The organism is Nocardia iowensis (assembly GCF_019222765.1).
GTDB classification, from domain to species: domain Bacteria; phylum Actinomycetota; class Actinomycetes; order Mycobacteriales; family Mycobacteriaceae; genus Nocardia; species Nocardia iowensis.
On the sequence record NZ_CP078145.1, the window covers coordinates 4,592,269 to 4,614,257 of the forward strand.

A 21,989-nucleotide genomic window follows, 5' to 3' on the forward strand; every position below is an offset into this window, starting at 1 on the left:
TCGTTCGGTGCCCGGCATTTTCATGGGATGCCGGGCACCGAACGTCTGGGGGACTCAGTCCGCGATCTGGTGAAACCCGGTGCGCGGCTCGTGCACGGCGGCCTCCTGCCGGTCGTCGGCGGCTGGGTGTGCCACTGACTCCGGCGCGACCGATTGCGCCGCTGAATCCGGTTGCGGCACAGCGGGGCGTGGCATCTTGGCCGCGATCCCGACGAGCCCGGCAAGGACCGCGACGGCCGCGGTCACGTACCACCCGCGCTGGAACGCCTCGAGTGTCGCCTCGGGACCGGCCGGGGAGCCGAGCGCCGCGACGAAGACCGCGACACCGACGGCGAGACCGATCTGGCGGGCCATGCTCAGTACCGCCGAACCGGTGGCGAAGCGCTGCGGCGGCAGCGAACTGGTCCCGGCGGCGAACGAGGTCGGCAGGCTCAGGCCGACACCGAGTCCGCTGACCAGCATGCCGCCGAGTAGTCCGCCGACGTAGTCGGGTTGCAGGGTGATCGCCTGGGCCCACCACAGCATGCCCGCGGCGAAGGTGACCCCGCCCGCGGCGATGACCGGGCCCGCGCCGACGCGGCCGATGATCTTACCCGCCAGGATCGCGACGATCGGCACGATCAGCGGGCCGGGTGCGATGGCGAGCCCGGTGCGCAGCGCCGACCAGCCCCACGCGTGCTGTGTCCACAGCACCGAGGACAGCAGCATCGCCCCGAACGCCATGTTGAACAAGATCGAGTTCCCGGCCATCAGCGCGAAATTGGGGGCACGCAGCAGGGCGGGATCGACGACGGGGCTGTGATGGCGCGCCGAGGAGACGGCGAACGCGAGGCCGAGCAGCACGGCGGCGGCGAACGCGAGCAGCACTCCGGTCGAGGACCAACCCCAGTCTTCGCCCTTGACCAACGCGAGCACGAACGCGGCGATGGTGCCCGCGAGCAGCAGCGCGCCGAGCAGATCCGGCAACCGGCCGCCGTCGCCGGGCGGGTCGGGCAACAGCCGCAGACCCAACACCACGGCGACGATGCCCAGTGGAACGTTCACCAGAAACACCCAGCGCCAGCCGAATTCGACCAGGATGCCGCCGAGTACCGGGCCCAGCGCGGCGCCGAGCCCACCGAACGCCACCCACAGCCGCACCGCGACCGGCCGCCGGTGCGGTGCCGTCGCCGCCAGCACCAGCGCGAGCGAGGTGGGAATCAGCATCGCGGCACCGACGGCTTGCAGCACCCGGAACCCGACCAGCGATGCGACATCCCATGCGGCGGCGCACAAACCGGATCCGATGACGAACACGGTGAGCCCGATCAGGAAGGTGGTCCGGTTGCTGCCGCGATCGCCGAGCCGTCCCGCGGGTACCAGCAAGGCGGCGAACACGATCGCGTAGGCGTTGAGCACCCACGACAATCCGGCGATCTCGGCGCCGTCGAAGTCGGCGGCCAGCTCGGGCAGCGCGACATTGACGATGAACAGGTCCAGGCTAGACAGCAGCACGCCGACCGAGACGATGGCGAACACGATCCGGGAATCGGCGGCCGACCGGTCCTGGAGTGAGACAGTGGAATTCACGACGCTTTCTCCGATTTCAGCCGAGCACGCGGCGGGTTTGCCTGGCCGAGGCCAGCATTCGCCCGCCGCCGTCCCAGATATCGATGTCGTCGACCGACCAGCCACCGCCGGTGGAGGCATTGGCGGTGCACACCAGCACCGGCTGCGGTGCCGGTGTGCGCAGGTCGGTGTGCAGGTGCATCGACAGCGCGACGGTGGGCACCGCGACGGGTGTGGTGAGGGTGGGGAAGAACGCGGGCGGCAGGGCATCGGCGAGGATGGCCAGGGTCGCCGCGTCGGTGGGCATGGCGGGTCGCAGCGCGATCCAGGCGCACATCATCGCGTCGTCCGCCCCGCTCAGCGGCAGCGGCCCGGTCGCGGGCCTGATCTCGAAATGTGCTGCCACCGGGAGCAGTTCGGGCGGCATCGCGAACGCTGAGCAGTGTTCGGGGGCGGGCACGTCGGGTGCGGGGGCACCGGCGTGGTCGGCGACGCCGGTCGCGATGGTGCGGCCGAAGGTGATCGAGGCCGATGCGAGCGCTCCGGCCGCCTGAAAGGCCTCCACGTCGACCACGACGGCGCTGCGCCCCACCGGATGCGCCGTGGCGCGAAAGGTGAACTGCCCCGCCGTCGGCCGCCCGAGAAACCGCTGATCCACCGCGCGCACCGGCAGCTCGCGGCCACCGGCGCGCCGGGCCACCTCGATGAGCAGGGCGGCGATCACACCGCCGTGCGGTCCGGTCCACCCGCGCCACGATTCGTCGACCCATGCCTCCCAGACACGGTGGTCGATCTCGCTGAGCGCGAACGCCTCGACGAGCGACCGGCTAGTGAGTTGCTTCATGCAACGAACCATAGGTCAGTAAGTTTTATGAAGCAACCGACTAGGCTGTGCTCATGCGCAGGACGAGCTTCGAGGACATGAACTGCTCGCTGGCCCAGTGCCTGGAGGTGGTCGGGGAGTGGTGGACGCTGCTGATCATCCGTGACGCGTTATTCGGGGTGACCCGGTTCGACGACTTCCGCGCCCGCATCGGCATCGCAAGCAACGTGCTCACCCAGCGCCTCGAGCACCTGGTCGAGCACGGCATCTTGACCCGAGAGCCCTACCAGGACAACCCGGTTCGCCACGATTACCGCCTCACCCCGAAGGGCCGCTCGCTGTGGCTGGTGGTCACCGCCATGCGCCAGTGGGGTGACGAGTGGGCCGCACCCGACGGCCCGCCACTGGAGGTGGTGCACAAGACCTGCGGCCACACCTCGGTCGTCGAGCCGGTCTGCTCGGCGTGCGGCGAGCACCTCACCGGCCCTGACCTGCGACCGGTCCTCGGCCCCGGCGCCCGCACCCCCGCCCTCCTCCCGGTCCCCACGCACTGATCGAACGGGACAGCACTGCGGGGTCGCTCGGTGGTGTCCCGTCCGGGGGCGGTGGGTGGGGAGGTAACGGAGGGTGGCGGTTAGGGTGCGGGGGTGGCGGACGGGCGGCTGATCGATACGGTGGCGTGGGTGCGGATCGAGGGCGGGCGGATTTTGTGCGCGCGGCCGCGCGGTAAGGATGTCTTCTACATCCCGGGCGGGAAGCGGGAGGGCGCCGAGACCGATCTGCAGACGTTGGTGCGCGAGATCGAGGAGGAGCTCACCGTCGCGTTGCGGCCGGAGACGGTTGCGCACGTGGGCACTTACCAGGCGGTGCACGAGCCGACGATCGGTCTGGTCGTGCGGATGAGCTGCTACACCGCCGACTATCACGGCACGCTGGCCGCCAGTAGCGAGATCGAGGAGATGGCGTGGTTCAGCTACGCCGATCGCGCCCTGGTGCCCCCGGTCGATCAACTGTTGTTCGACGATCTGGTGGATGCGGGCCGATTGAGTTGAGCCACCGGCACAACGCGCTACCGTCGGCGGTATGACTGTGCTCCTCGGGTGGCTGCGCGCGGCCGCCTATTCGTTGTGGGCGTTGCCACTGGCGGTCAGCCCGGTCGCAACGCGGCTGCGGGTGCCCCGGCGGCTGCTCGGCGAATCCATCACCCCGCGTGACCGTTTGGCAGCGCGTGCGGTGTTGCACTCGATGCTCGGCGGCGCACTGGGCCTGCTGAGCTGGTTCCTCGCGTTCCTGGCCGTGGTGGGTCTGGTGCGCGGCGTCCTCTACCCGCTGGTCGCCTCGGACGACTACGAGAACTCCTGGGGCGGGCCGACGTTGACCGGTGCGTGGTCGGTGCACGCGCTGATCGGTATCGCGCTGCTGCCGGTGTGGTTGCTGCTGCTGGCCGGGCTTGGTGCGCTGCAGGTGCGGGTCGCCCGCGGCCTGCTGGGACGCGCGGGCCCTCGCTGGCCGGTGCCGGTGGCGCTGCTGCTGTGTGCCGCCGGTGTGCTGTTTTTCCTCTCCTGGCTGCAACAGGCCTGAGTGAGACTGTGCCCGGCAGCTGTCGGCTGTCGGGTTCCGGCTGCCTCAGGTGGTGACGATCGGCCGCTGGACGCGTTCGATGAGGTGTTCCACCAATGTCATCAGCACCGTCTTGCACGAGCCGCGGTCGCGGGCATCGCAGAGCAGTACGGGGGTCTGCCGGTCGAGGTCGAGTGCGTCGCGCACCTCGTCGACGGTGTACACCGGCGCGCCGTCGAAGCAGTTGACCCCGACCATGAACGGCAGCCCGCGCCGCTCGAAGAAGTCGACGGCGGCAAAGGAATTGCCGAGCCTGCGGGTGTCGGCGAGCACGACCGCGCCGAGCGCGCCGCGGGCCAATTCGTCCCAGAGGAACCAGAAGCGGTCCTGTCCCGGCGTGCCGAACAGGTACAGCACCAGGTCTCGGTCGATGGTGAGCCTGCCGAAGTCCAGCGCGACCGTGGTCGTGGTCTTCGATTCCACACCGGACAGATCATCGACGCCGGTGCTGACTTCGGTGATCAACTCCTCGGTGCGCAGGGGCGCGACCTCGCTGATCGCCGACACCATGGTCGTCTTGCCGACACCGAACCCGCCGGCGACGAGGATCTTGACCGAGGCGGCCAGGTGCGGGGTGCCGCTCGGGTCAAATTTTTCGGATTCCATCCAGTACCGCTCGCAATATGTTGAGGTCTTCGGGTCCGGCTTCCGTCGGAACGGGAGCACGGAATATCAGGTGCCCGTCGCCGATGAGGTCGCCGACGAGGATCTTCGTCACCGCGAGCGGTAAACGCAACTGTGCCGACACTTCGGCCACCGATTGCGAAACTCGGCACAGCCGAAGGATATCGGCGTATTCGGGTTCCATCCGGCGCAGTGCGCCCGCGGTGTCGTCGACGACCACCGACGTGAGCATGTCCAGCTCGGGGCCGGCGCCGGTGGTGCGCCCGCGCGTGAGCGCGTACGGGCGGACCAGCGGGCCTGCCGCCTCGTCGAACCAGGGCTCACGCGGGTGGGTCATGACAGATTCGACTCGCCTTGTCCGACGAGGTCGCGTCGTGGCGTGGTGGACAGATAGTTGCCGACCCGCTGGACGGTCAGGTTCATCTCGTAGGCCACCATGCCCAGGTTCGCGGACTCGATGGCTTGCAGTGCGAGGCAGGCGTTGTCGCCCGCGGAGGTGACGAACAGCACGGCCCGGTCCAGTTCGATGACGGCCTGGCGGACCCCGCCGCCGTCGAATCGGTTGCCCGCGCTGCGGGCGAGCCCGTACAGCGCCGAGGACATGGCACCGAAGTGTTCGGCGTCTTCCCGGGTCATCGCGCTGGAGCGGCCGAGTAACAGTCCGTCGGTGGACAGCACCACCGCGTGCCGTACCCCGGCCAGCCGGTCGACGAGATCGTCGAGCAGCCAATTGAGATCACCTGTGGGAGAAGAGGACACCCCTAACCTTCCTGTTCGTCCGGGACGACAGCGGCGCGGCGGCCCTGCCTGGTCCCGTTCTCGATGGCGGACATGAGATCGCGGGCCTGTTCGGCCGACCGGGTGGACGCCGCGGGTGCGGCCGGTGCCGGGGTTGGCTCGGCCAGTGGCGGTGCGAGATTGGTCTGCCTGCTGCGGCGCGGCAGCGCGGGCCTGCCGTCGCCGTCCGGGTGCGGCGGTGCTTCGATGTGTGGTCGCGGACCGTAGGGCGCCGGGGATTCGATGGCCAGGGTCGCGACCGAACCGGTTGCGGGTTCGGCGGATTCGCCGGGTTCGGCCACCGGCGCCGGGATGCGGCGGCGCCGGCCGGGGTCGGTCAGCTCCGCCGGTGCGGGGGCGGGCACGCGGTCGGTGACGATCAGCGCGGACGGGATGAGCACGATCGCTTTGATGCCGCCGTAGTCGGATTCGGCCAGCCGCACGGTGACGCCGTGGCGCGCCGCGAGCTGGGCGACGACGAACAGGCCGAGCCGCGAGTCCGCCGACAGTGCCGCGACACCGAAATCCGGTGGGGTGCGCAGCATGTCGTTCAGCCGGGCGAGTTCGGTCTCGGGCATGCCCATGCCCTGGTCGTTGATCTCGGTGACCACGCCCTTGCCGACGACGTTGCCGCTGACCTCGACCCGCGACTGGGGCGGGGAGAACGCGGTGGCGTTGTCGACGAGCTCGGCGAGCAGGTGGATCAGGTCGGCGACGACGGTGCCCACGACGTGCACCTCGGGCAACCGGGAGACCCGCACCCGGGCGTAGTCCAGGGTTTCGCCGACCGAGCTGCGCACCAGGTCCATCAGCGGGACCGGGTTGCGCCACTGCCTGCCGGGCTGGCCGCCGCCGAGGATGGTCAGGTTCTCGGCGTTGCGGCGTTCCCGGGTGGCCAGGTGGTCGAGCCGGAACAGGAGGTCGAGCAGGGCCGGATCTTCTTGGCGCTGTTCGGCTTCGTCGAGGATCTCGAGCTGGCGGTGCACCACGATCTGGCTGCGGTGGGCGATGTTGAGAAAGACCGCCTTGACGCCTTCGCGGGTGCGGGCCTCGGCGACGGCGGCGCTGATCGCCGCGGCGTGCGCGTGCTGGAAAGCCCGTGCCACCTGGCCGATTTCGTCGTGGCCGAAGTCGAGGACGGGGGTTTCGGCCGCGGGGTCGATGGTTTCGCCGGCGTTGAGCCTGCGCATCGTCTCGGGTAGTCGGTCATCGGCCATCGCGAGGGTCTGTTTGCGCAGCCGCTTGAGCCTGCGGATGATGCGGTTGGCCAGCACCAGGGTGATCAGGAAGGCCGCGATGCTGACCGCGAGCACGCCACCGCCCGCGTAGAGCGAGTTCGCGGCGGAGTTGGCGGCCTTGTCCTCGGCCAGCGCCTGGGCTTCGCGGTTGTGCGAGATCCAGGCGTCGACCAGGCCGCGGTTGACCTCGGCCGCGGCGTTCTGCCACTCGGTCGTCGACAACGGCAGCGCGGGGGTTGACCCTCTGGTGCTCGACGAGCTGGTCGAACCGGTGGACGAGCTGCTGTTGCCGGTCGAGTTCGCGGTCAGATGGCGTTGCGCGAGCGCGGTTTCCATTGCCGAGAGCTGCTGCCAGGCGTTGCTGCCGGTGAGTTCTTGGAGCCGGTGGCTCTGCACTTCGGCGGCGCCGAGTTCGGTGGTCAGAAAGCCGATTTCGCTGTGGTAGAAGCCGACTTGGCGCAGGAACTCCTCGATCGGGATCGGGGCGGGTCCGTCGGTGTTGGCGAGCATGACGCCGAGCGCGTGGCTGCGCGCCATGGCCTCGGCGGCGTTGAGGAAGCGCATGCCCTCGGCGATCGCGACACCGATCTCGGCGTCGGGCGCGGTCTGTTCGGCGATCTCGGTGCCGACGAAGATGACATCGAGGATCCGGTTGTAGAACATGTAGGCGTCCGACGGTTGCAGCTGGGCCGCGTCGGTCGCCATCCGCACCTGGGTCATCTGGCTGAGCAGGGTGTTGAAGCCGGCGACGTCGTCGCCGATCTTCGAATCATCGACCTCGCGAAGGCCACTGGATACCTCGATCAGGCCCTGCATGGCCCCGTCGAGCCGGATGCGGGCCGCGGCGAGCGCGGGCGGGACGGTGTCGTCGCCGGCGAGCTGGGCGAGGGTCAGTCGCCGTTCCTGCTGGACCGCTTCCATCAACTCGCGGGTGGACGGGATGGCCTTCTGGTTCTGGACCGCCCACTCCTCGGCCTTGGTCCCCTCGGCTACCAGATACCCCGCTGCGCCCACGCCGACTACAAGCAGAGTCAAGCTCGGAATGAGCGCGATTGCCAGAATCCGCGTACGGACCCCGAGCCTCGCTCTGAACATCGGCACAACCTAAACCAGAAAACGGACCGCACGGCCGTTGTGTCCCGGTGAGTGGGACTCGAGTTGACTTTGCCCGGACGGCCGAGCCGATACCGCCCGAACCCGGCATTTCCGGCGGACCGTCCGGCGAACGGCCGGTGTGAAGGGCAGTGACTTCTGATCGGGGCCGGTCCGGCGTAGATTGTGTGTATCTCGCGGTAACACGAGATCGCAGGGACACAGACGTAGGAGGCACCGATGCCCGCACCGGAAGCCGCGGTATTCGACCGGCTGAGCGCGCTGGCCGCGATCGACACCCCGGATGCCCGCCGCCGCAAGACGATCGCCGAGACCTTCACCGGCACCCCGCTCGGCAGCGTGCCCGTCGGCACCGTCGAGGATGTGGTGGCCGCGTTCGCCAAGGCCAAGGCCGCGCAGACCCGATGGGCCGCGCGCCCGGTCGCCGAGCGCGCCGCGGTCCTGGAACGGTATCGAGCGCTGATCGTCGAGAACCGCGAGTTCCTGATGGACGTGGTGCAGGCCGAGACCGGCAAGGCGCGCTGGGCGGCGCAGGAAGAGATCATGGGCCTGATCTTCGCGGCCCGCTATTTCGCCAGAACCGCACCGAGCCTGCTCGCCCCGCACAGCGTGCCCGGCGCGTTCCCGGTGCTGAACCGTACCTCGGTACGCACCCAGCCCAAGGGCGTAGTCGGGGTGGTCGCACCGTGGAACTATCCGATGCTGCTGTCCATCGGTGACTCCATCCCCGCACTGATCGCGGGCAACGCCGTGGTCGTCAAGCCCGACAGCCAGACTCCGTTCTCCTCGCTGGCCAACGCCGAACTGCTCTACCGTGCTGGCCTGCCCCGCGATCTGCTCGCGGTCGTGCCGGGCCCTGGCACCGTGGTCGGCACCGCCATCGTCGATCACTGCGACTACCTGATGTTCACCGGCTCCTCGGCGACCGGGCGCACCCTGGCCGAACAGTGCGGGCGCAGGCTGATCGGCTTTTCCGCCGAACTCGGCGGCAAGAACCCGATGATCGTCGCCAAGGGCGCGAAACTGGACAAGGTCGCCAAGGCCGCGGTGCGTGCCTGTTTCTCCAATGCCGGACAGCTGTGCATCTCGATCGAACGGCTCTACGTCGAACGCGCGATCGCCGAGGAATTCACCGAGAAGTTCGTCGCCGCCGTCCAAGCCGCGAAACTCGGTGCGGCTTATGACTATTCGGCCGATATCGGCTCACTGATCTCCGAGGCACAGCTCGAGACGGTGACCAAGCATGTCGCCGACGCCACCTCCAAGGGCGCGAAGGTGCTCGCTGGCGGCAAGGCCCGCCCGGATCTGGGTCCGCTGTTCTTCGAACCGACGGTGCTCGCCGAGGTCACCGACGAGATGGAATGCGGCCGCAACGAAACCTTCGGCCCGCTGGTCGCGATCTACCCGGTCGATTCGGTCGACGAGGCCATCCGCCTGGCCAACGACACCGAGTACGGCCTCAACGCCAGCGTGTGGGCGGCCAGCAAGACCGAGGGCGAACGCATAGCCGCGCAACTGCACGCGGGCACCGTCTGTGTCGACGAGGGCTACGCCCCCGCGTGGGGTAGCACGGCCGCGCCGATGGGCGGGATGGGTATTTCCGGGGTCGGGCGCAGGCACGGCCCGGACGGGCTGCTCAAGTTCACCGAACCGCAGACCGTTGTGGTCACCCGGTTCCTGAATCTGGATGCGCCGCCGATGGTTTCGCAGGACAAGTGGCAGCGGTTCCTGATGGCCGTCGCGCGCGGCCTGCGGTTCCTGCCCGGCCGATGACTCGACGCCCGCCAGGTGGTCGTGCCCACCTGGCGGACGCCGCCGCCGGTTCGCGTGGCCGCGCTCGGTCGTCCGGTTCGACCGCGCGGCGCCGGGCGTCCCGGAGGTCTAGGTCATCCGATCGGCACCGGTGCGCGGTGGCGGTAACAGCGCCGCCTCCTCGTCGGTGAGCAGCCGCGATCGGATGCGGAAACGCACACCGTCGGCTGCTTCCAGCGAGAAGCCACCACTACGCGCGGTCACCACGTCGACCGTCAGATGCGTGTGCTTCCACAGCTCGTATTGGTCTGCGGTCATCCAGAATTCGGTGTGCCAGGGCAGGTAGCCGAGCAGCACGTCAGCGCTCCCGACCAGGAACTCGCGCACCGGAAAGCACATCGGTGAGCTTCCGTCGCAGCAGCCGCCGGACTGATGGAACAGCACGGCGCCGTGCTGGTCGATCAACTGCCGCAACACCGTTCGCGCCCGCTCGGTCATCGCGACGCGATGGGTTCGATACTGCTGCATCAGAACAGCCCCAGTTTCTTCGGTGAATAACTGACCAGCAGGTTCTTGGTCTGCTGATAGTGATCCAGCATCATCTTGTGGTTCTCCCGGCCGATCCCGGACTTCTTGTAGCCGCCGAACGCGGCGTGCGCCGGGTAGGCGTGATAACAGTTGGTCCAGACCCGGCCCGCCTTGATGGCGCGCCCCATCCGATACGCGATGTTGCCGTCCCTGGTCCACACCCCGGCGCCGAGACCGTAGAGGGTGTCGTTGGCGATGCGCACCGCTTCCTCGACGGTGTCGAACCGGGTCACCGCGACCACCGGTCCGAAGATCTCCTCCTGGAACACCCGCATGGTGTTGACGCCCTCGAAGATGGTGGGCTGGATGTAGTAGCCGCCGGGCAGTCCGTCGACCTTGCGTGCTTCCCCTCCGGTGAGCACGCGCGCGCCCTCCTGCCTGCCGATATCGATGTAGGACAGGATCTTCTCGTATTGGTCGTTGCTGGCTTGGGCGCCGATCATGGTGGTGTCGTCGAGCGGGTCACCGCCCCGGATGGCCTCGGTGCGGGCGACACAGCGCGCCAGGAACTCGTCGTAGATCGAGGAGTGGATCAACGCCCGCGACGGGCAGGTACACACCTCGCCCTGGTTGAGCGCGAACATCACGAACCCCTCGATGGCCTTGTCGAGGAACTCGTCGTCGGCGGACATGACGTCGGGCAGGAAGATGTTGGGGCTCTTGCCGCCCAGCTCCAGGCTGACCGGGATGATGTTCTCGCTGGCGTACTGCATGATCAGCCGCCCGGTCGTGGTCTCGCCGGTGAACGCCACCTTCGCCACCCGCGGGCTGCAGGCCAACGGTTTTCCGGCTTCGACACCGAATCCGTTGACCACGTTGAGCACTCCGGGCGGTAGCAGGTCCGCGATCAGTTCGACGACCAGCATGATCGAGGCCGGTGTCTGCTCGGCGGGCTTGAGCACCACGCAATTGCCCGCGGCCAGCGCGGGCGCGAGCTTCCACGCGGCCATCAGGATCGGGAAGTTCCACGGAATGATCTGCCCGACCACGCCGAGCGGTTCGTGGAAGTGGTAAGCGACTGTGTCGCGGTCGATTTCGGCGACACTGCCCTCCTGGGCGCGGATGGCGCCCGCGAAATAGCGGAAGTGGTCGACGGCCAACGGTAGGTCCGCGGCCAGGGTTTCGCGAACCGGTTTGCCGTTGTCCCAGGTTTCGGCGACGGCCAGCGGTTCGAGGTGGCGTTCGATGCGGTCGGCGATGGTGTGCAGAATGTTGGCTCGCTCGGTGGGCGAGGTGGCTGCCCATCCTTCGGCGGCGGCGTGCGCGGCCTCCAGGGCCATATCGATATCGGCGGCACCGGATCGGGCTACCGCGCAGAATGTTTCGCCGTCCACCGGGGAGGCGTTGTCGAAATACCGTCCCTCGATGGGAGCCGCCCAGTCGCCACCGATGAAGTTGTCATAGCGGGTGGCGTAGCTGACTATGCCGGTCTCGGAACCCGGCCTGGCGTAGATCATGGCACTCGCTCCTCACAGACTCACTCTGAGAGGGCCACTATGACCGGTGAAGGTTGGTGCGAGGTTGGTGTGCGGTGCTTACGTGCGCAACGCGGTGTGCAACCGGGCGGCGACCACGGCGCGGCGCACGTCGTCGAGGGGCAGCAGGCGCAGCGCGTGTTCGTGCACCTCGATGTCGCCGGGCGCGCGTTCGCCGAAGGCCACCGCGTGCTCGGCACGGTCGCTGGCCAGCACCGCATTGCGCACGCCCACATCGAGATACGCGCGCCACTGCATCACCCCGGGCGTGTCCGAGCCCGGCAGCAGCGGCCCGCGGTACAGCCACACCGCCGAGGTGGTGTCGCCGGCGGCGACGGCGGCCAGCAAGTCCACCGCATCGCAGGCGACCGGGCCGGTCAGCAGGTAGCGGCGGTTGGTGATCTCACCGCCGGTGGCCCGGCGCAGGTGCGAGACGTCGGCTTTGAGGGTGCTGGTGGAGACCGCGCGGTCGCCGTACACCGCGGCGTGCAGTTGTTCGGGGGTGAACCCGTCGGGTTCGAGGGCGAGCAGCGCCAGGATCTCGAGCTGACGCGGCGGCAGCGGGACGGGTCTGCCGTCGCGCATCAGCCGTGCGGTGCCGAGACATTCGAGGCGCACGCCCGGTGTGGGTGCGGGTTCAGCGGCGCGCAGCATGGTTTCGACGGCGGTGACCAGTGCCCGTACCGAGGTCATCACCGCCGGATGTGAGCGGTCCCAGGAACTGGACAGATCCAGCACGCCGACCTGGCGGCCGTCGGGGGCGTGGATCGGCGCGGAGTAACAGACCCAGCCGTGCAGTGCGGCGACCAGATGTTCGGCGGAGAACACCGAGCACGCGCGGTCGTCGTGCAGCGCCAGCGACAGACCGTTGGTGCCCATGTGGGTTTCGTCCCAGCAGCCGCCGGGCGCGAAGTTCACCGCTTCGCCCTGCCTGCGCAGGGTGCGGTCGCCGCACGACCACATGATGGTGCCCGCCTCGTCGGTGACCACGGCCAGATAGCCCGCGTCCTCGGTGATGCCGCGCAGATCAGCCGACAGTTCGGTGATCGGTGTGCGCAGTGGCGATTCCGACCATTTGTCGCCGATGTCGGCGAGTCCGGGCGCCACCGTGACGGCCGGGTCGACGGTGTGCAGCGAGCGCTGCCAGGATTGCGCGACGTCGCTGCGCAGCAGGGTGGTGCGGGGTGGCGGCGCGGCGGTATTCGGAGCCGTAGCCCAGCGCTCCCATTCTTTTTCCAGTTCGGCCCGCTGCTGGGTCAGGGTGCGGAACTGTGCCACCTCGGGGAACCCCATCGTCGTGTGAGCTCACATTCGCTCTCTCATTCTGGCGTACGCACGACGGGAACGGGAGGGTTTGGCGGCAAGCCGAACGGTCCCCATGCCGTGGCCCGTGTCGTCCCCGGCGTGGCGGCCGAGGAGCGGCGCGCCGATTATGCTGCTGGCATGGCTACCGTTTCGCGGCGGGCCCGGATCGCCGACGTGCACGAACTGGCGGCGGGCATGCCGCATGTGACGCGCCTGGACGGCCCGCACGGCAATCCGGTTTATCAGGTCGGCGGCAAGTCGTTCGTGTTCTTCCGCAACCCGCGCCCCGATGCCGTCGACGCCGACACCGGGGAACGCTACGCCGATGTCATCGTGTTCTGGGTGCCTTCGGAGTCCGACAAGCAGGCGATGGTGCAGGATCCGGACTCACCGTTTTTCACCACCGCGCATTTCGACGGTCACCCGTCGGTGCTGCTGCGGGGCAGCCGGATCGGTGAGCTGAGCTATCGGGAGCTGTCGGAAGTTGTGCAAGACGCGTGGCTGTCGCGGGCCTCGCGCAAGCGGGCGGCCGATTGGCTGGCGGCGCACCCGGTCCGGTGAACACGGCAGCCGGTGCGAGGGTGCCTCGAGTGCCGTCGGGGGTCACTTGTTGATGAAAATGCCTGCCACGTCGGCGTTCTTGATGGGGGTTTCGGCGTTCATCTGGGCGCCGCACAGCAGATCGACCGACACCATGGTCGCGTCGACGACGGTACCGGCGGGCTCGTGGTCGTCCTTGGTCTGCTGCTTGACGAATTTGGTGATCGTCATGCGCTTTTCGTCTTGGCCCTGCTTGACGTATTCGCTGCACGGGGTGTCGCCGCCGCGGTTGAGGGCGCGCTGGACGTCGGTGCAGCCGGCGAGCACCAGCGCGACCGCCGCGATCCCGAGGCCGGTCCGTCCGGTCCGTGACAGCGTGGCGTTCATGTGCTCCTCCTGAATGCTCGGTCGCGCGGGGATCCGCGGCGATCGCCCCTCAGCCTAGAGCCACCGGGTGACCGCACGGCGTCCGTGCCGGGTCGGGCGGGCGAGGGGGTGGCGGCGGGTCCTCGCGCTGCCACCACCAGTTCCCCCCTCTTTGTCGCTCAGGCGCGGAAGACGCGCAGCGGGATGTCGAGTTCGGCGGGGGTGAGGGAGCCGTGGTGGCCGAGCATGATCGACTGCAACGGTTCGGCGCCGCTGCGGATGACGCCGCGGGTACCGGTCGCGGCGACGACGATGTCGCCGATGCGTTCGGCGACCCGCGCGGCGACGGTCGGGCCGAACCAGCCGCGCTCGATCACCTCCGCGCGGGGCAGGACCGCGAAGTCGGCGCCGAGGGTGGCCCGCCAGGCGGCCGCGACGTCGGTGGCGGCGCCGGGCTCGGTATAGATATGGCGCGCACGGGGTTCCCCGCCCACCTGGCGCACCGACGCGCGCAGCTCGGGGTGGTGGTCGACATCGATGCGTTCGGTGAGTTCGACCATGCCGTGATCGGCGGTGACGACCAGCACGGCACCGGGCGGCAAACGTTCGGCGATCTCGGCGGCGATGCGGTCGACGTGGGCCAGCTCCAGCAGCCACGCGTCCGAGGACGGTCCGCGCACGTGCCCGGTGGTGTCGAGGTCGCCGTGGTAGGCGTAGACCAGTGCGCGCTCACCGGCGCGAGCCGCGATGCCGATGCCGTCGACGAGATCGCCGACCGAGAAGTTGGGCCGGAACTCGCAGCCGCGCAACGCCGCTCGGGTGAGCCCGGAACCGTTCTGGTAGTTCGGGGCGACCTGGGTCACCGTGATCCCGTGTGCCGCCGCGCGTTCGAAGACCGTGGGCAGCGGCTGGCATTGTTCGGGAACCAGCTCGGTCAGCAGATCGACCTTCGGGCCCTCGCCGTGCAGGCGCCAGCGCAGCGCGTTCACCAGCCGATCCTGGCCGGGCACGTGCATCAGGTAGCCGATGATGCCGTGCTCGCCCGGTGGCACGCCGACGCCGAGGCAACTCAGGCTGGTGGCGGTGGTGCTCGGGAATCCGGCGGTGAGGGTGGCCGGGGTCAGGCCGGACAAGAACGGCGCCACACCGGGATTGGCGGCGAGCGCGGCCGCGCCGAGACCGTCGACCAGCAGCACACAGACCCGGTCGGCGGTGATGCCGAGACCGAGCCGATCGACCTCGCCCGGCACCCCGAAACCGGCCAGCAGCGAGGGGAACAGATCAGCGAGGGAGCCCGTACCGTAACGGGGCGCGTCGAACACGAGCGTCAGGATGTCAAGGCGGGTGGGCGGCGGGCAAGCCGTTATCAGGCCTGGCCGGTCTCGAACCGGGCGACCTTGCCGTCGCGCACGGTGAACCGCCAGCTGGTGCGCATCGAGCCCCAGCGGGAATTGGTGTAGTCGGCAACGAGGTCGGTGCCGCCGTCGGCGACGGACTCGACCCGCATGTGCCCGTTGGCGCCGAAGACCTCCGAGCCGGTCCACTGGGTGATGTTGCGTTCCACGCCGTCGTCGGACATGGTCGCGTCGTCGGTGAGCGCGGCAAAGAGCCGGTCCTGGTCGTTGGCGTTGAGCGCGTCCACGAATTCCTGTACCACGGGATCTAGCTGAGTCATCGAGTTACCCCTCTCGGATCAGGTGGCAGAACATCAGCGGTCATTCAGCAAACCTCTGGCGTCTACTGTAGGGCAGATCGGTGACCCGTGCCGGGATGGCCGCGGGCGCTGTTGTCGCGCGCCGCCTGCTGGTAAACAGGACTGGTGACTGGGCAGCGTGCGTTCCGTTTCGGTGTCAATATGGTGACTGCCGACTCACGGCGCAATTGGCTCGAAAAGTGCCGCAGGGCCGAGGAACTCGGTTACGACGTGATCGGGGTGGCCGACCATCTGGGGTGTCCGGCGCCGTTTCCGTCGATGATCCTGGCCGCCGAGGCGACCGAACGGGTGCGGCTGAACACCTTTGTGCTGAATGCGCCGTTCTACAACCCGGTGCTGCTGGCCCGCGATATCGCGGGCGCCGATCAACTCACCGACGGACGGGTGGAGATCGGGCTGGGCGCGGGCTATGTGCAGGCCGAATTCGAGGCCGCGGGAATCCCGTTCGAGAGCGGCGCCAACCGCGTCGCGCATCTGGAGCGCACGGTCGCCACGTTGCGCACCCTGTTCTCCGATCCGGAGTATCAGCCGCGCCCGGCGCAGCCCTCGGGGCCGCCGCTGCTGATCGCGGGCTGGGGTAACCGGATTCTGCGCCTGGCCGCCCAGCACGCCGACATCATCGCCTTCCCCGGCGCTTCGCCGACCGAGAACGGCGGGCCGCTGCACCTGGCCGGGCTCGCCGAAGTGGGCGAGCGCGTCGACTACGTGCGCGGCCTGCTCGGCGACCGCCTCGCCGACGTCGAATTGAACATCCTCATCCAGCGGGTGGTCCCGCCGGAGGAACGCACCGCCGTGCTCGAATTGTTCGGCCCGGCCCTGCCCGACGACGTCGCCGATCATCCCGAGGACCTGCCCACCCTGCTCATCGGCACGCCGAAGGAGATGGCCGATCGCGTGCGCGATCACCGTGACCGCTACGGGTTCAGCTACATCACCGTGCTCGAACACAGCATGGAGGAGTTCGCGCCGGTCATCGAGCTGCTGCGCGGGCAGTGACGCCCGGCGCGGCCGCCGTCAGGGCAGTAGGTCGATGATGACTCGCGGGTCGAGCTGACGCAGCTTCTTGGGGCGTGAAGTCAGACAGGGCCAGTCCCGGGCGACGGCCTCGGCGGCGGCGTGACCGGCGGGCAGCAGCACCTCGGCGTCGGGGTTGCCCGCGAAGGCGGCGCCGAGCCGTTCGGCGGCGGCACGGTCCAGTGCGGTGATGACGGTGTGCGGAAGTTCCAGCAGCACCTCGAGCACGTCGAGCCGATCGTCGGGGATATGGGCGCGCGCCGCGGCCAGCGCGGTGGCGGGCACGACGATGGTGTTGCCCGCGCCCACCGTCGCCCAGACCACCGCTTGGGCGTAGTTGGCTTGATTGGCCCAGCTGACGACGGCGGCGGTGTCGAAGACGACACCGCCAAGGGCTGGGGTTCTCACGCGGCGCCGGCGTGCGATCCGCCGGCATCCTCCTCGGATAACGGCGGCAATCCCTGAATGGCGCGAGCTCGGTTGATCAGATCCAGCGGTGGCCGCCCGCCGAAGACTTCCTCGAGTTTGGCCAGCGATTCGGCGGTGTTGAGCCGCGCCAGCACCGATTCGGCGACGAAGGCCGACAGCGATTCGATCCGCCCTTCCGCGCGCCAGTGTTCGAGGGTGGTGACCAGTTCCTCGGGCAGCGTGACGGTGACCTTGCGTGTCCGGTGCGCGCGCGACGGGGCCATCTCACGACTTTATCTCGGCCAGCCCGCGTCCGGCAGGGGGAGTCGCGGGCTTGTGCCAGAGCAGGGTGTAGCGCAGCAGCGCCCGGCGGCGCAGCCGGGCGCCGGGCAGGATCTCGGCGGCGGCGGCACGGATTTCGGGGTAGGTGTCCTCGGGGTCGCGCAGGTGGGCATCGGGGCCGCTGAGTTTCGGGCGGTGCAGTGTGTCGAAGGCCCAAATGCCCGGCAGCAGCGCCAGATACGGAAAGTCGGTGCGGATGTCGAACCGCCACAAGCCCACCACGGCGAGGGTGCCGCCGGGGGCGACGAGACGGTGCAGGGCTGTCAGGCCGTCCTTCAGCGGGACGTGGTGCAGGCTCGCCACGGCGGTGACGAGGTCGAAAGTGCCTGGCAGATCGAGGAAGTCGGCCTGTTCGACGGTGACGTTCGTGGCCGGTGCCGCGGTGTCCAGGATGACGGGGTCGAGGTCGACGCCGTGGACGGTCAGGCCGCGGCGGCCGAATTTGCGGGCGAGAAGGCCGTCGCCGCAACCGATGTCGAGCACGGTGCGGGCGGAATCGGGCGCCTGCGCGAGCAGCCAGGGGTGGTAGTGGGTGTTGTGGTTCCAGTACGGGTCGTCACTCACCCCACGACAGTACGAGCGGGAGCAGAGATCCGCGTCGACGTCGTACGAATGTGTGTGATCTGCGTCACATTGCGCTGCGCGAAATGTCGGTATCGGATGGCATGGTGTTCGGTATGTCTTCTGCCGCATCCGCTTTTCCCTCCGATGTCATCCGCGTCCTCGGAGCCAGCGAGCACAACCTGCGCAACGTGTCGCTGGAAATCCCCAAGAACAAGATCACCGTGTTCACCGGGGTGTCCGGTTCCGGCAAATCGTCGATCGTGTTCGACACCATCGCCGTGGAATCCCAACGTCAGCTGTATGCGACCTTCCCGGCGTTCATCCTCAATTTCCTGCCGCGCTACGAACGCCCGCACGCCGAGGCGATGGAGAACCTGACCGCGCCGGTGATCATCGACCAGCAACCGGTCGGTGGCGGGCCACGCTCGACCGTGGGCACGATGACCGACATCTTCTCCATGGTGCGCGCCATGTTCGCCCGATTCGGTTCGCCCTCGGCCGGTTTCGTCTACAACTACTCGTTCAACGTGCCGCAGGGCATGTGCCCGGACTGCGACGGACTCGGCATCGCCGTCCGCGCCGATCCGGATCGGCTGCTGGACCGGACCAAATCGCTCAACGAGGGTGCGATCCTGCTGCCCGGTTACGGCGTCGGCAGCGGCGACTGGCAGCTCTACGGCAATTCGGGCCGTTTCGATCCGGACAAGAAGCTCGCCGACTACACCGACGAGGAGTTCGAGGATCTGCTGCACGGCACCGGCGGCAAGGTGGAGCTGACTTTCGCCAAAGGCACCTGGAAAGCCAACTACGAGGGCATCGCCACCAAGTTCACCCGCACCCGGCTGCAACGCGACACCTCCACGCTCAGCGAGAAGACCCGTGAGCAGATCCGGCAGTTCCTCACCGAAGGGGTGTGCCCGACCTGTCACGGTGCCCGGCTCAACGCCGCGGCACTGGCCACGAAGATCAACGGCCGCAATATCGCCGACTGGGCGGGGCTGCAGATCACCGATCTGATGGTGGTGCTCGACGAGATCAGCGACCCGGCCGCCATCGGCCTGGCCGCCGCGATCCGCACCTCGTTGCAGCGGGTGGCCGATATCGGGCTCGGATATCTGAGTCTGGATCGGCCGACCTCGACACTGTCCGGTGGTGAGGGCCAGCGGCTGAAGATGATCAAACATCTGTCGAGCACGTTGATCGGGATGACCTACATCTTCGACGAGCCGAGCGTCGGGTTGCATCCGCGTGATGTGGGGCGGTTGAACAATCTGCTCGAGGCGTTGCGGGACAAGGGAAATACGGTGCTGGTGGTCGAGCACGATCCCGACGTCATCCAGATCGCTGACCATATCGTTGATGTCGGGCCACGAGCCGGGCTGCACGGCGGGCAAATCGTGTTCCAGGGCAGCTTCACCGAACTGCGCGCGGCCGACACCCCGACCGGGGCCGGACTGCGCAGGCCGTTCACGGTGAAGGACACCTTCCGCACGGCCACCGGTGAGTTGCTGATCGAGGATGCCGACGTGCACAACCTCAAGAACGTGACCGTCGCGATCCCGACCGGCATTCTGACCTCGATCACCGGGGTCGCCGGTTCCGGTAAGAGCAGTCTGATCCGGGATGTGTTCGTGGTCGAGCATCCCGAGGCGATCTTCGTCGACCAGTCCGCCATCGCCGCCTCCTCCCGCTCCACGCCGGCGACGTATCTGGGGTTGATGGATCCGATCCGCAAACTGTTCGCCAAAGCCACGGGCGAATCGCCGGGCCTGTTCAGTTTCAACTCCGCCGGTGCCTGCAAGCAGTGCGAGGGCCGTGGCGTGATCATCACCGAGATCGCCTACATGGACCCGGTGACCACCCACTGCGACGCCTGCGACGGCCGCCGCTTCTCCGAGGAGGTGCTGGCACTGACGTTGCGCGGCAAGTCGATCGCCGACGTGCTGGAGTTGACCGCCGAAGAGGCGCTGGTGTTCTTCCCGGAGAAGGCGCTGAACACCAAGTTGCGCACCATGAACGAGGTCGGCCTGGACTATCTGAGCCTCGGTCAGGCGATGAGCACCCTGTCCGGCGGTGAGCGGCAACGCATCAAACTGGCCACCCAGCTCGGCAACACCGGCAGCGTCTATGTCCTCGACGAACCGACCACCGGCCTGCACATGTCCGACGTGGACACTCTGCTCGCCCTGCTCGACGGTCTCGTCGAGCGCGGCAACACCGTGATCGTCATCGAACACAACCTCGACGTGGTCGCCCACTCCGACTGGGTGATCGACCTCGGCCCCGACGGCGGCAAGGCAGGCGGCGAAGTGGTCTTCACCGGCACCCCCGCCGCCCTACTCGACCACCCGACCTCCCTCACCGGCGAGTACTTGCGTAAGTACAAGGCGGCGTAGGGTTTCGGCGCTGGGCCGGGTCGGGAGCGGCCCGGTCTTCCCGCGCACGTTTTCGTCGGTGGTTCGGTGCGCGGCGGGTCAGGATGTGCGCGGTTGCGGGGTGGTTCAGGTGGGGGCGGTGAATTGTTGGGTGCCGGTGATGCGGAGTAGGTCGAGGGCGGTGGCGGCGGGGGTGCCGGGGGCGGCGGAGTAGACGACGACGGATTGGTCGGTGTCGGGGACCAGCAGGGTGTCGCATTCCAGGACCAGGACGCCGACTTCGGGGTGGTCGATGGTTTTGGTGGCGCTGCGCCATTGCGCGGAGGGACGTTCACGCCAGAGTTGTTCGAATTGGGGACTGCCGGAACGGAGTTCGGTGATGAGGCGGTCCAGGTCGGGGTCGGTGGGGTAGCGGGCCTTGGCGCTGCGGAGGGTGCCGACGCCGTACGCGCCGACCGCTCGGAGTTCATCGGGGGTGAATCGCACCCGGCCGGGGTCGGTGCCGAGGAAGCATTGCCAGATGATGTTGCGTCGCTGCGGCGGCCAGGCGGAGAAGTCGCCGAGCAGCGCCGCCGCCATCGAATTCCACGCCAGCACATCAGCTTTCGCGGACATCACCAGCGCGGGCAGGTCCGCCATCCGGTCCAGCAGCCGCAACACGCTGGGCCGGACCACCTGGGCGATGCGGCCTGCCTGCGGTGGCGCCGATCCGGCTAGTTGGAACAGCAGGTCGCGGTCGTCGTCGGTCAACCGCAACGCTCGCGACAGTGCGCCGAGCACGGCGGTCGAGGGTCGCGGTCCACGGCCTTGCTCGAGCCGCACCACGTAGTCGACGCTTACTCCGGCGAGTTGGGCCACTTCTTCGCGGCGCAGTCCGGGCACCTGACGGCGCGAGCCCGCGGGCAGTCCGACATCGCGCGGCTGTATCCGGGTGCGTGCCTGCCTCAGCAGCGCCGCGAGTTCCGAGCGATCCATCATTCGATCATCCCGCAGCCGGACCGGCCCGGGGTGGTACCACCGGTCCCAGGACAATGCGGCCCTGGTGGGGTGCCGGGCGCGGGCCGAGGCTGAGGGCATGAACGCAACGACAACGGCTCTGGTGACCGGAGCGAACAAGGGGCTCGGCCGGGAGACGGTCCGCAGGCTCGGCGAGCTGGGCTGGCAGGTGTTCCTCGGCGCGCGCGACGCCGACCGCGGCAAGCAGGCGGCGGTCGAGCTCGCCGAGCAGGGGTTGAACGTCGAATTCGTCCAGCTCGACGTCACTTCCGTCGCATCGATCGCCGCGGCGGTCGAGCTGGTGCGCGAGCGCACCGCGCACCTGGACGTGCTCATCAACAACGCGGGGATCTCCGGTGGGTTCCATCCGCCGGAGCAAACGCAAGCCGCCGACTTCCGTGCGGTCTTCGAAACCAATGTTTTCGCACCGGTCCAGGTGACCCACGCGTTCCTGCCGTTGCTGCGCGCCGCACCGCAACCGCGCATCGTGATGGTGTCGAGCGGAATGGGTTCGCTGGCCATCACCGCCGACCCGAACCGCCTCGAATCGACCTTCCCGAACCTGCCCTACACCGCCTCGAAATCAGCCCTCAACATGATCACCTCCCAGTACTCCCGAGCCCTACCCGGAATCCAGATCAACGCCGCCGACCCCGGTTACACCGCAACGGATTTCAACAACCACACGGGTCACCAAACCCTCACCGAAGGCACCGACGCCATCGTCCACCTGGCCACCCTCGACCCCGACGGCCCCACCGGCGGCTACTTCGACCGCCGAGGCCCGATCCCATGGTGAGGGCCTCA

24 protein-coding genes are annotated in these 21,989 nt (G+C 68.5%); 8 read left to right on the forward strand and 16 right to left on the reverse strand.

Annotated elements, in window-relative coordinates:
- Positions 1–54 precede the first annotated feature (54 nt).
- Positions 55–1,569, reverse strand: a complete 1,515-nt coding sequence (locus KV110_RS21205) for an MFS transporter (RefSeq protein ID WP_246633882.1) — start codon at positions 1,567–1,569, stop codon at positions 55–57.
- A 16-nt stretch (positions 1,570–1,585) separates the two neighbouring features.
- Positions 1,586–2,392 carry an acyl-CoA thioesterase gene (locus KV110_RS21210; RefSeq protein ID WP_218469025.1) on the reverse strand — a complete coding sequence of 269 codons (807 nt, stop codon included), beginning with the start codon at positions 2,390–2,392 and terminating at the stop codon, positions 1,586–1,588.
- 53 nt (positions 2,393–2,445) lie between these two features.
- Here KV110_RS21210 and KV110_RS21215 point away from each other — a divergent pair, with 53 nt between their 5' ends.
- The 3 genes from KV110_RS21215 to KV110_RS21225 all read left to right on the forward strand — a co-directional run bounded on the left by KV110_RS21215 (position 2,446) and on the right by KV110_RS21225 (position 3,952).
- On the forward strand, positions 2,446–2,925 hold the full coding sequence (locus tag KV110_RS21215) for a winged helix-turn-helix transcriptional regulator (protein ID WP_218469026.1): 480 nt from the start codon (positions 2,446–2,448) through the stop codon (positions 2,923–2,925).
- 93 nt (positions 2,926–3,018) lie between these two features.
- The gene (locus KV110_RS21220) at positions 3,019–3,423 is read left to right on the forward strand and encodes an NUDIX hydrolase (protein ID WP_218469027.1); all 405 of its coding nucleotides are present in this window, start codon (positions 3,019–3,021) and stop codon (positions 3,421–3,423) included.
- 31 nt (positions 3,424–3,454) lie between these two features.
- Positions 3,455–3,952: a hypothetical protein gene (locus KV110_RS21225; protein ID WP_218469028.1), complete on the forward strand. Its 498-nt coding sequence runs from the start codon at positions 3,455–3,457 to the stop codon at positions 3,950–3,952.
- A 45-nt stretch (positions 3,953–3,997) separates the two neighbouring features.
- On the opposite strand, the gene KV110_RS21230 is transcribed toward KV110_RS21225, so the two are convergent.
- The 4 genes from KV110_RS21230 to KV110_RS21245 are packed head-to-tail and all read right to left on the reverse strand — an operon-like array spanning position 3,998 to position 7,725.
- Positions 3,998–4,597, reverse strand: a complete 600-nt coding sequence (locus KV110_RS21230; protein ID WP_218469029.1) for a GTP-binding protein — start codon at positions 4,595–4,597, stop codon at positions 3,998–4,000.
- Complete coding sequence (locus KV110_RS21235; protein ID WP_218469030.1) at positions 4,578–4,952, reverse strand: DUF742 domain-containing protein; 375 nt, start codon at positions 4,950–4,952, stop codon at positions 4,578–4,580. Before KV110_RS21235 ends, KV110_RS21230 begins: the two co-directional genes overlap by 20 nt.
- Entirely contained in the window at positions 4,949–5,374 is a 426-nt protein-coding gene (locus tag KV110_RS21240) for a roadblock/LC7 domain-containing protein (RefSeq protein WP_218469031.1), read from the reverse strand. The genes KV110_RS21235 and KV110_RS21240 overlap by 4 nt, the downstream gene beginning before the upstream one ends.
- A gap of 2 nt (positions 5,375–5,376) precedes the next feature.
- On the reverse strand, positions 5,377–7,725 hold the full coding sequence (locus KV110_RS21245; protein WP_218469032.1) for a sensor histidine kinase: 2,349 nt from the start codon (positions 7,723–7,725) through the stop codon (positions 5,377–5,379).
- Between the two features lie 237 nt (positions 7,726–7,962).
- Here KV110_RS21245 and KV110_RS21250 point away from each other — a divergent pair, with 237 nt between their 5' ends.
- Entirely contained in the window at positions 7,963–9,516 is a 1,554-nt protein-coding gene (locus KV110_RS21250) for a succinic semialdehyde dehydrogenase (protein ID WP_218469033.1), read from the forward strand.
- 108 nt (positions 9,517–9,624) lie between these two features.
- Here the strand turns inward: KV110_RS21250 and KV110_RS21255 are convergent, their stop codons facing one another.
- From KV110_RS21255 to KV110_RS21265, 3 genes are all read right to left on the reverse strand, one after another.
- Positions 9,625–10,023, reverse strand: a complete 399-nt coding sequence (locus KV110_RS21255) for a DUF779 domain-containing protein (RefSeq protein WP_218469034.1) — start codon at positions 10,021–10,023, stop codon at positions 9,625–9,627.
- Positions 10,023–11,540, reverse strand: a complete 1,518-nt coding sequence (gene adh, locus KV110_RS21260; RefSeq protein ID WP_218469035.1) for an aldehyde dehydrogenase — start codon at positions 11,538–11,540, stop codon at positions 10,023–10,025. The genes KV110_RS21255 and adh overlap by 1 nt, the downstream gene beginning before the upstream one ends.
- Before the next feature lie 78 nt (positions 11,541–11,618).
- Complete coding sequence (locus KV110_RS21265) at positions 11,619–12,851, reverse strand: transcriptional regulator (RefSeq protein WP_218469036.1); 1,233 nt, start codon at positions 12,849–12,851, stop codon at positions 11,619–11,621.
- Between the two features lie 150 nt (positions 12,852–13,001).
- Here KV110_RS21265 and KV110_RS21270 point away from each other — a divergent pair, with 150 nt between their 5' ends.
- Entirely contained in the window at positions 13,002–13,424 is a 423-nt protein-coding gene (locus KV110_RS21270) for an MmcQ/YjbR family DNA-binding protein (protein ID WP_218469037.1), read from the forward strand.
- A 42-nt stretch (positions 13,425–13,466) separates the two neighbouring features.
- Here the strand turns inward: KV110_RS21270 and KV110_RS21275 are convergent, their stop codons facing one another.
- The 3 genes from KV110_RS21275 to KV110_RS21285 all read right to left on the reverse strand — a co-directional run bounded on the left by KV110_RS21275 (position 13,467) and on the right by KV110_RS21285 (position 15,444).
- The gene (locus KV110_RS21275; RefSeq protein WP_218469038.1) at positions 13,467–13,790 is read right to left on the reverse strand and encodes a hypothetical protein; all 324 of its coding nucleotides are present in this window, start codon (positions 13,788–13,790) and stop codon (positions 13,467–13,469) included.
- A gap of 158 nt (positions 13,791–13,948) precedes the next feature.
- Positions 13,949–15,091, reverse strand: coding sequence for an alkaline phosphatase family protein (locus KV110_RS21280; protein WP_218469039.1), 1,143 nt, complete (start codon positions 15,089–15,091; stop codon positions 13,949–13,951).
- A 44-nt stretch (positions 15,092–15,135) separates the two neighbouring features.
- Positions 15,136–15,444, reverse strand: a complete 309-nt coding sequence (locus KV110_RS21285; protein WP_246633883.1) for a nuclear transport factor 2-like protein — start codon at positions 15,442–15,444, stop codon at positions 15,136–15,138.
- A gap of 144 nt (positions 15,445–15,588) precedes the next feature.
- Here KV110_RS21285 and KV110_RS21290 point away from each other — a divergent pair, with 144 nt between their 5' ends.
- Positions 15,589–16,479, forward strand: coding sequence for an LLM class F420-dependent oxidoreductase (locus KV110_RS21290; RefSeq protein ID WP_218469040.1), 891 nt, complete (start codon positions 15,589–15,591; stop codon positions 16,477–16,479).
- Positions 16,480–16,497: 18 nt separating this feature from the next.
- On the opposite strand, the gene KV110_RS21295 is transcribed toward KV110_RS21290, so the two are convergent.
- Genes KV110_RS21295 through KV110_RS21305 form a run of 3 tightly spaced genes read right to left on the reverse strand, consistent with a single transcriptional unit; the run spans position 16,498 to position 17,811 of the window.
- Entirely contained in the window at positions 16,498–16,905 is a 408-nt protein-coding gene (locus tag KV110_RS21295; RefSeq protein ID WP_218469041.1) for a hypothetical protein, read from the reverse strand.
- The gene (locus KV110_RS21300; RefSeq protein WP_218469042.1) at positions 16,902–17,189 is read right to left on the reverse strand and encodes a hypothetical protein; all 288 of its coding nucleotides are present in this window, start codon (positions 17,187–17,189) and stop codon (positions 16,902–16,904) included. Before KV110_RS21300 ends, KV110_RS21295 begins: the two co-directional genes overlap by 4 nt.
- 1 nt (position 17,190) lies before the next feature.
- Positions 17,191–17,811, reverse strand: coding sequence for a class I SAM-dependent methyltransferase (locus KV110_RS21305; protein WP_246633884.1), 621 nt, complete (start codon positions 17,809–17,811; stop codon positions 17,191–17,193).
- A gap of 113 nt (positions 17,812–17,924) precedes the next feature.
- On the opposite strand from KV110_RS21305, the gene KV110_RS21310 reads away from it, so the two are divergent.
- Complete coding sequence (locus KV110_RS21310) at positions 17,925–20,207, forward strand: ATP-binding cassette domain-containing protein (RefSeq protein ID WP_218469044.1); 2,283 nt, start codon at positions 17,925–17,927, stop codon at positions 20,205–20,207.
- Positions 20,208–20,312: 105 nt separating this feature from the next.
- Here KV110_RS21310 and KV110_RS21315 read toward each other — a convergent pair whose 3' ends face one another.
- Positions 20,313–21,263: a helix-turn-helix transcriptional regulator gene (locus tag KV110_RS21315; protein ID WP_281427666.1), complete on the reverse strand. Its 951-nt coding sequence runs from the start codon at positions 21,261–21,263 to the stop codon at positions 20,313–20,315.
- Here KV110_RS21315 and KV110_RS21320 point away from each other — a divergent pair.
- Entirely contained in the window at positions 21,262–21,981 is a 720-nt protein-coding gene (locus KV110_RS21320) for an SDR family oxidoreductase (RefSeq protein WP_218469045.1), read from the forward strand. The genes KV110_RS21315 and KV110_RS21320 overlap by 2 nt on opposite strands.
- The last annotated feature ends 8 nt before the right edge of the window (positions 21,982–21,989 follow it).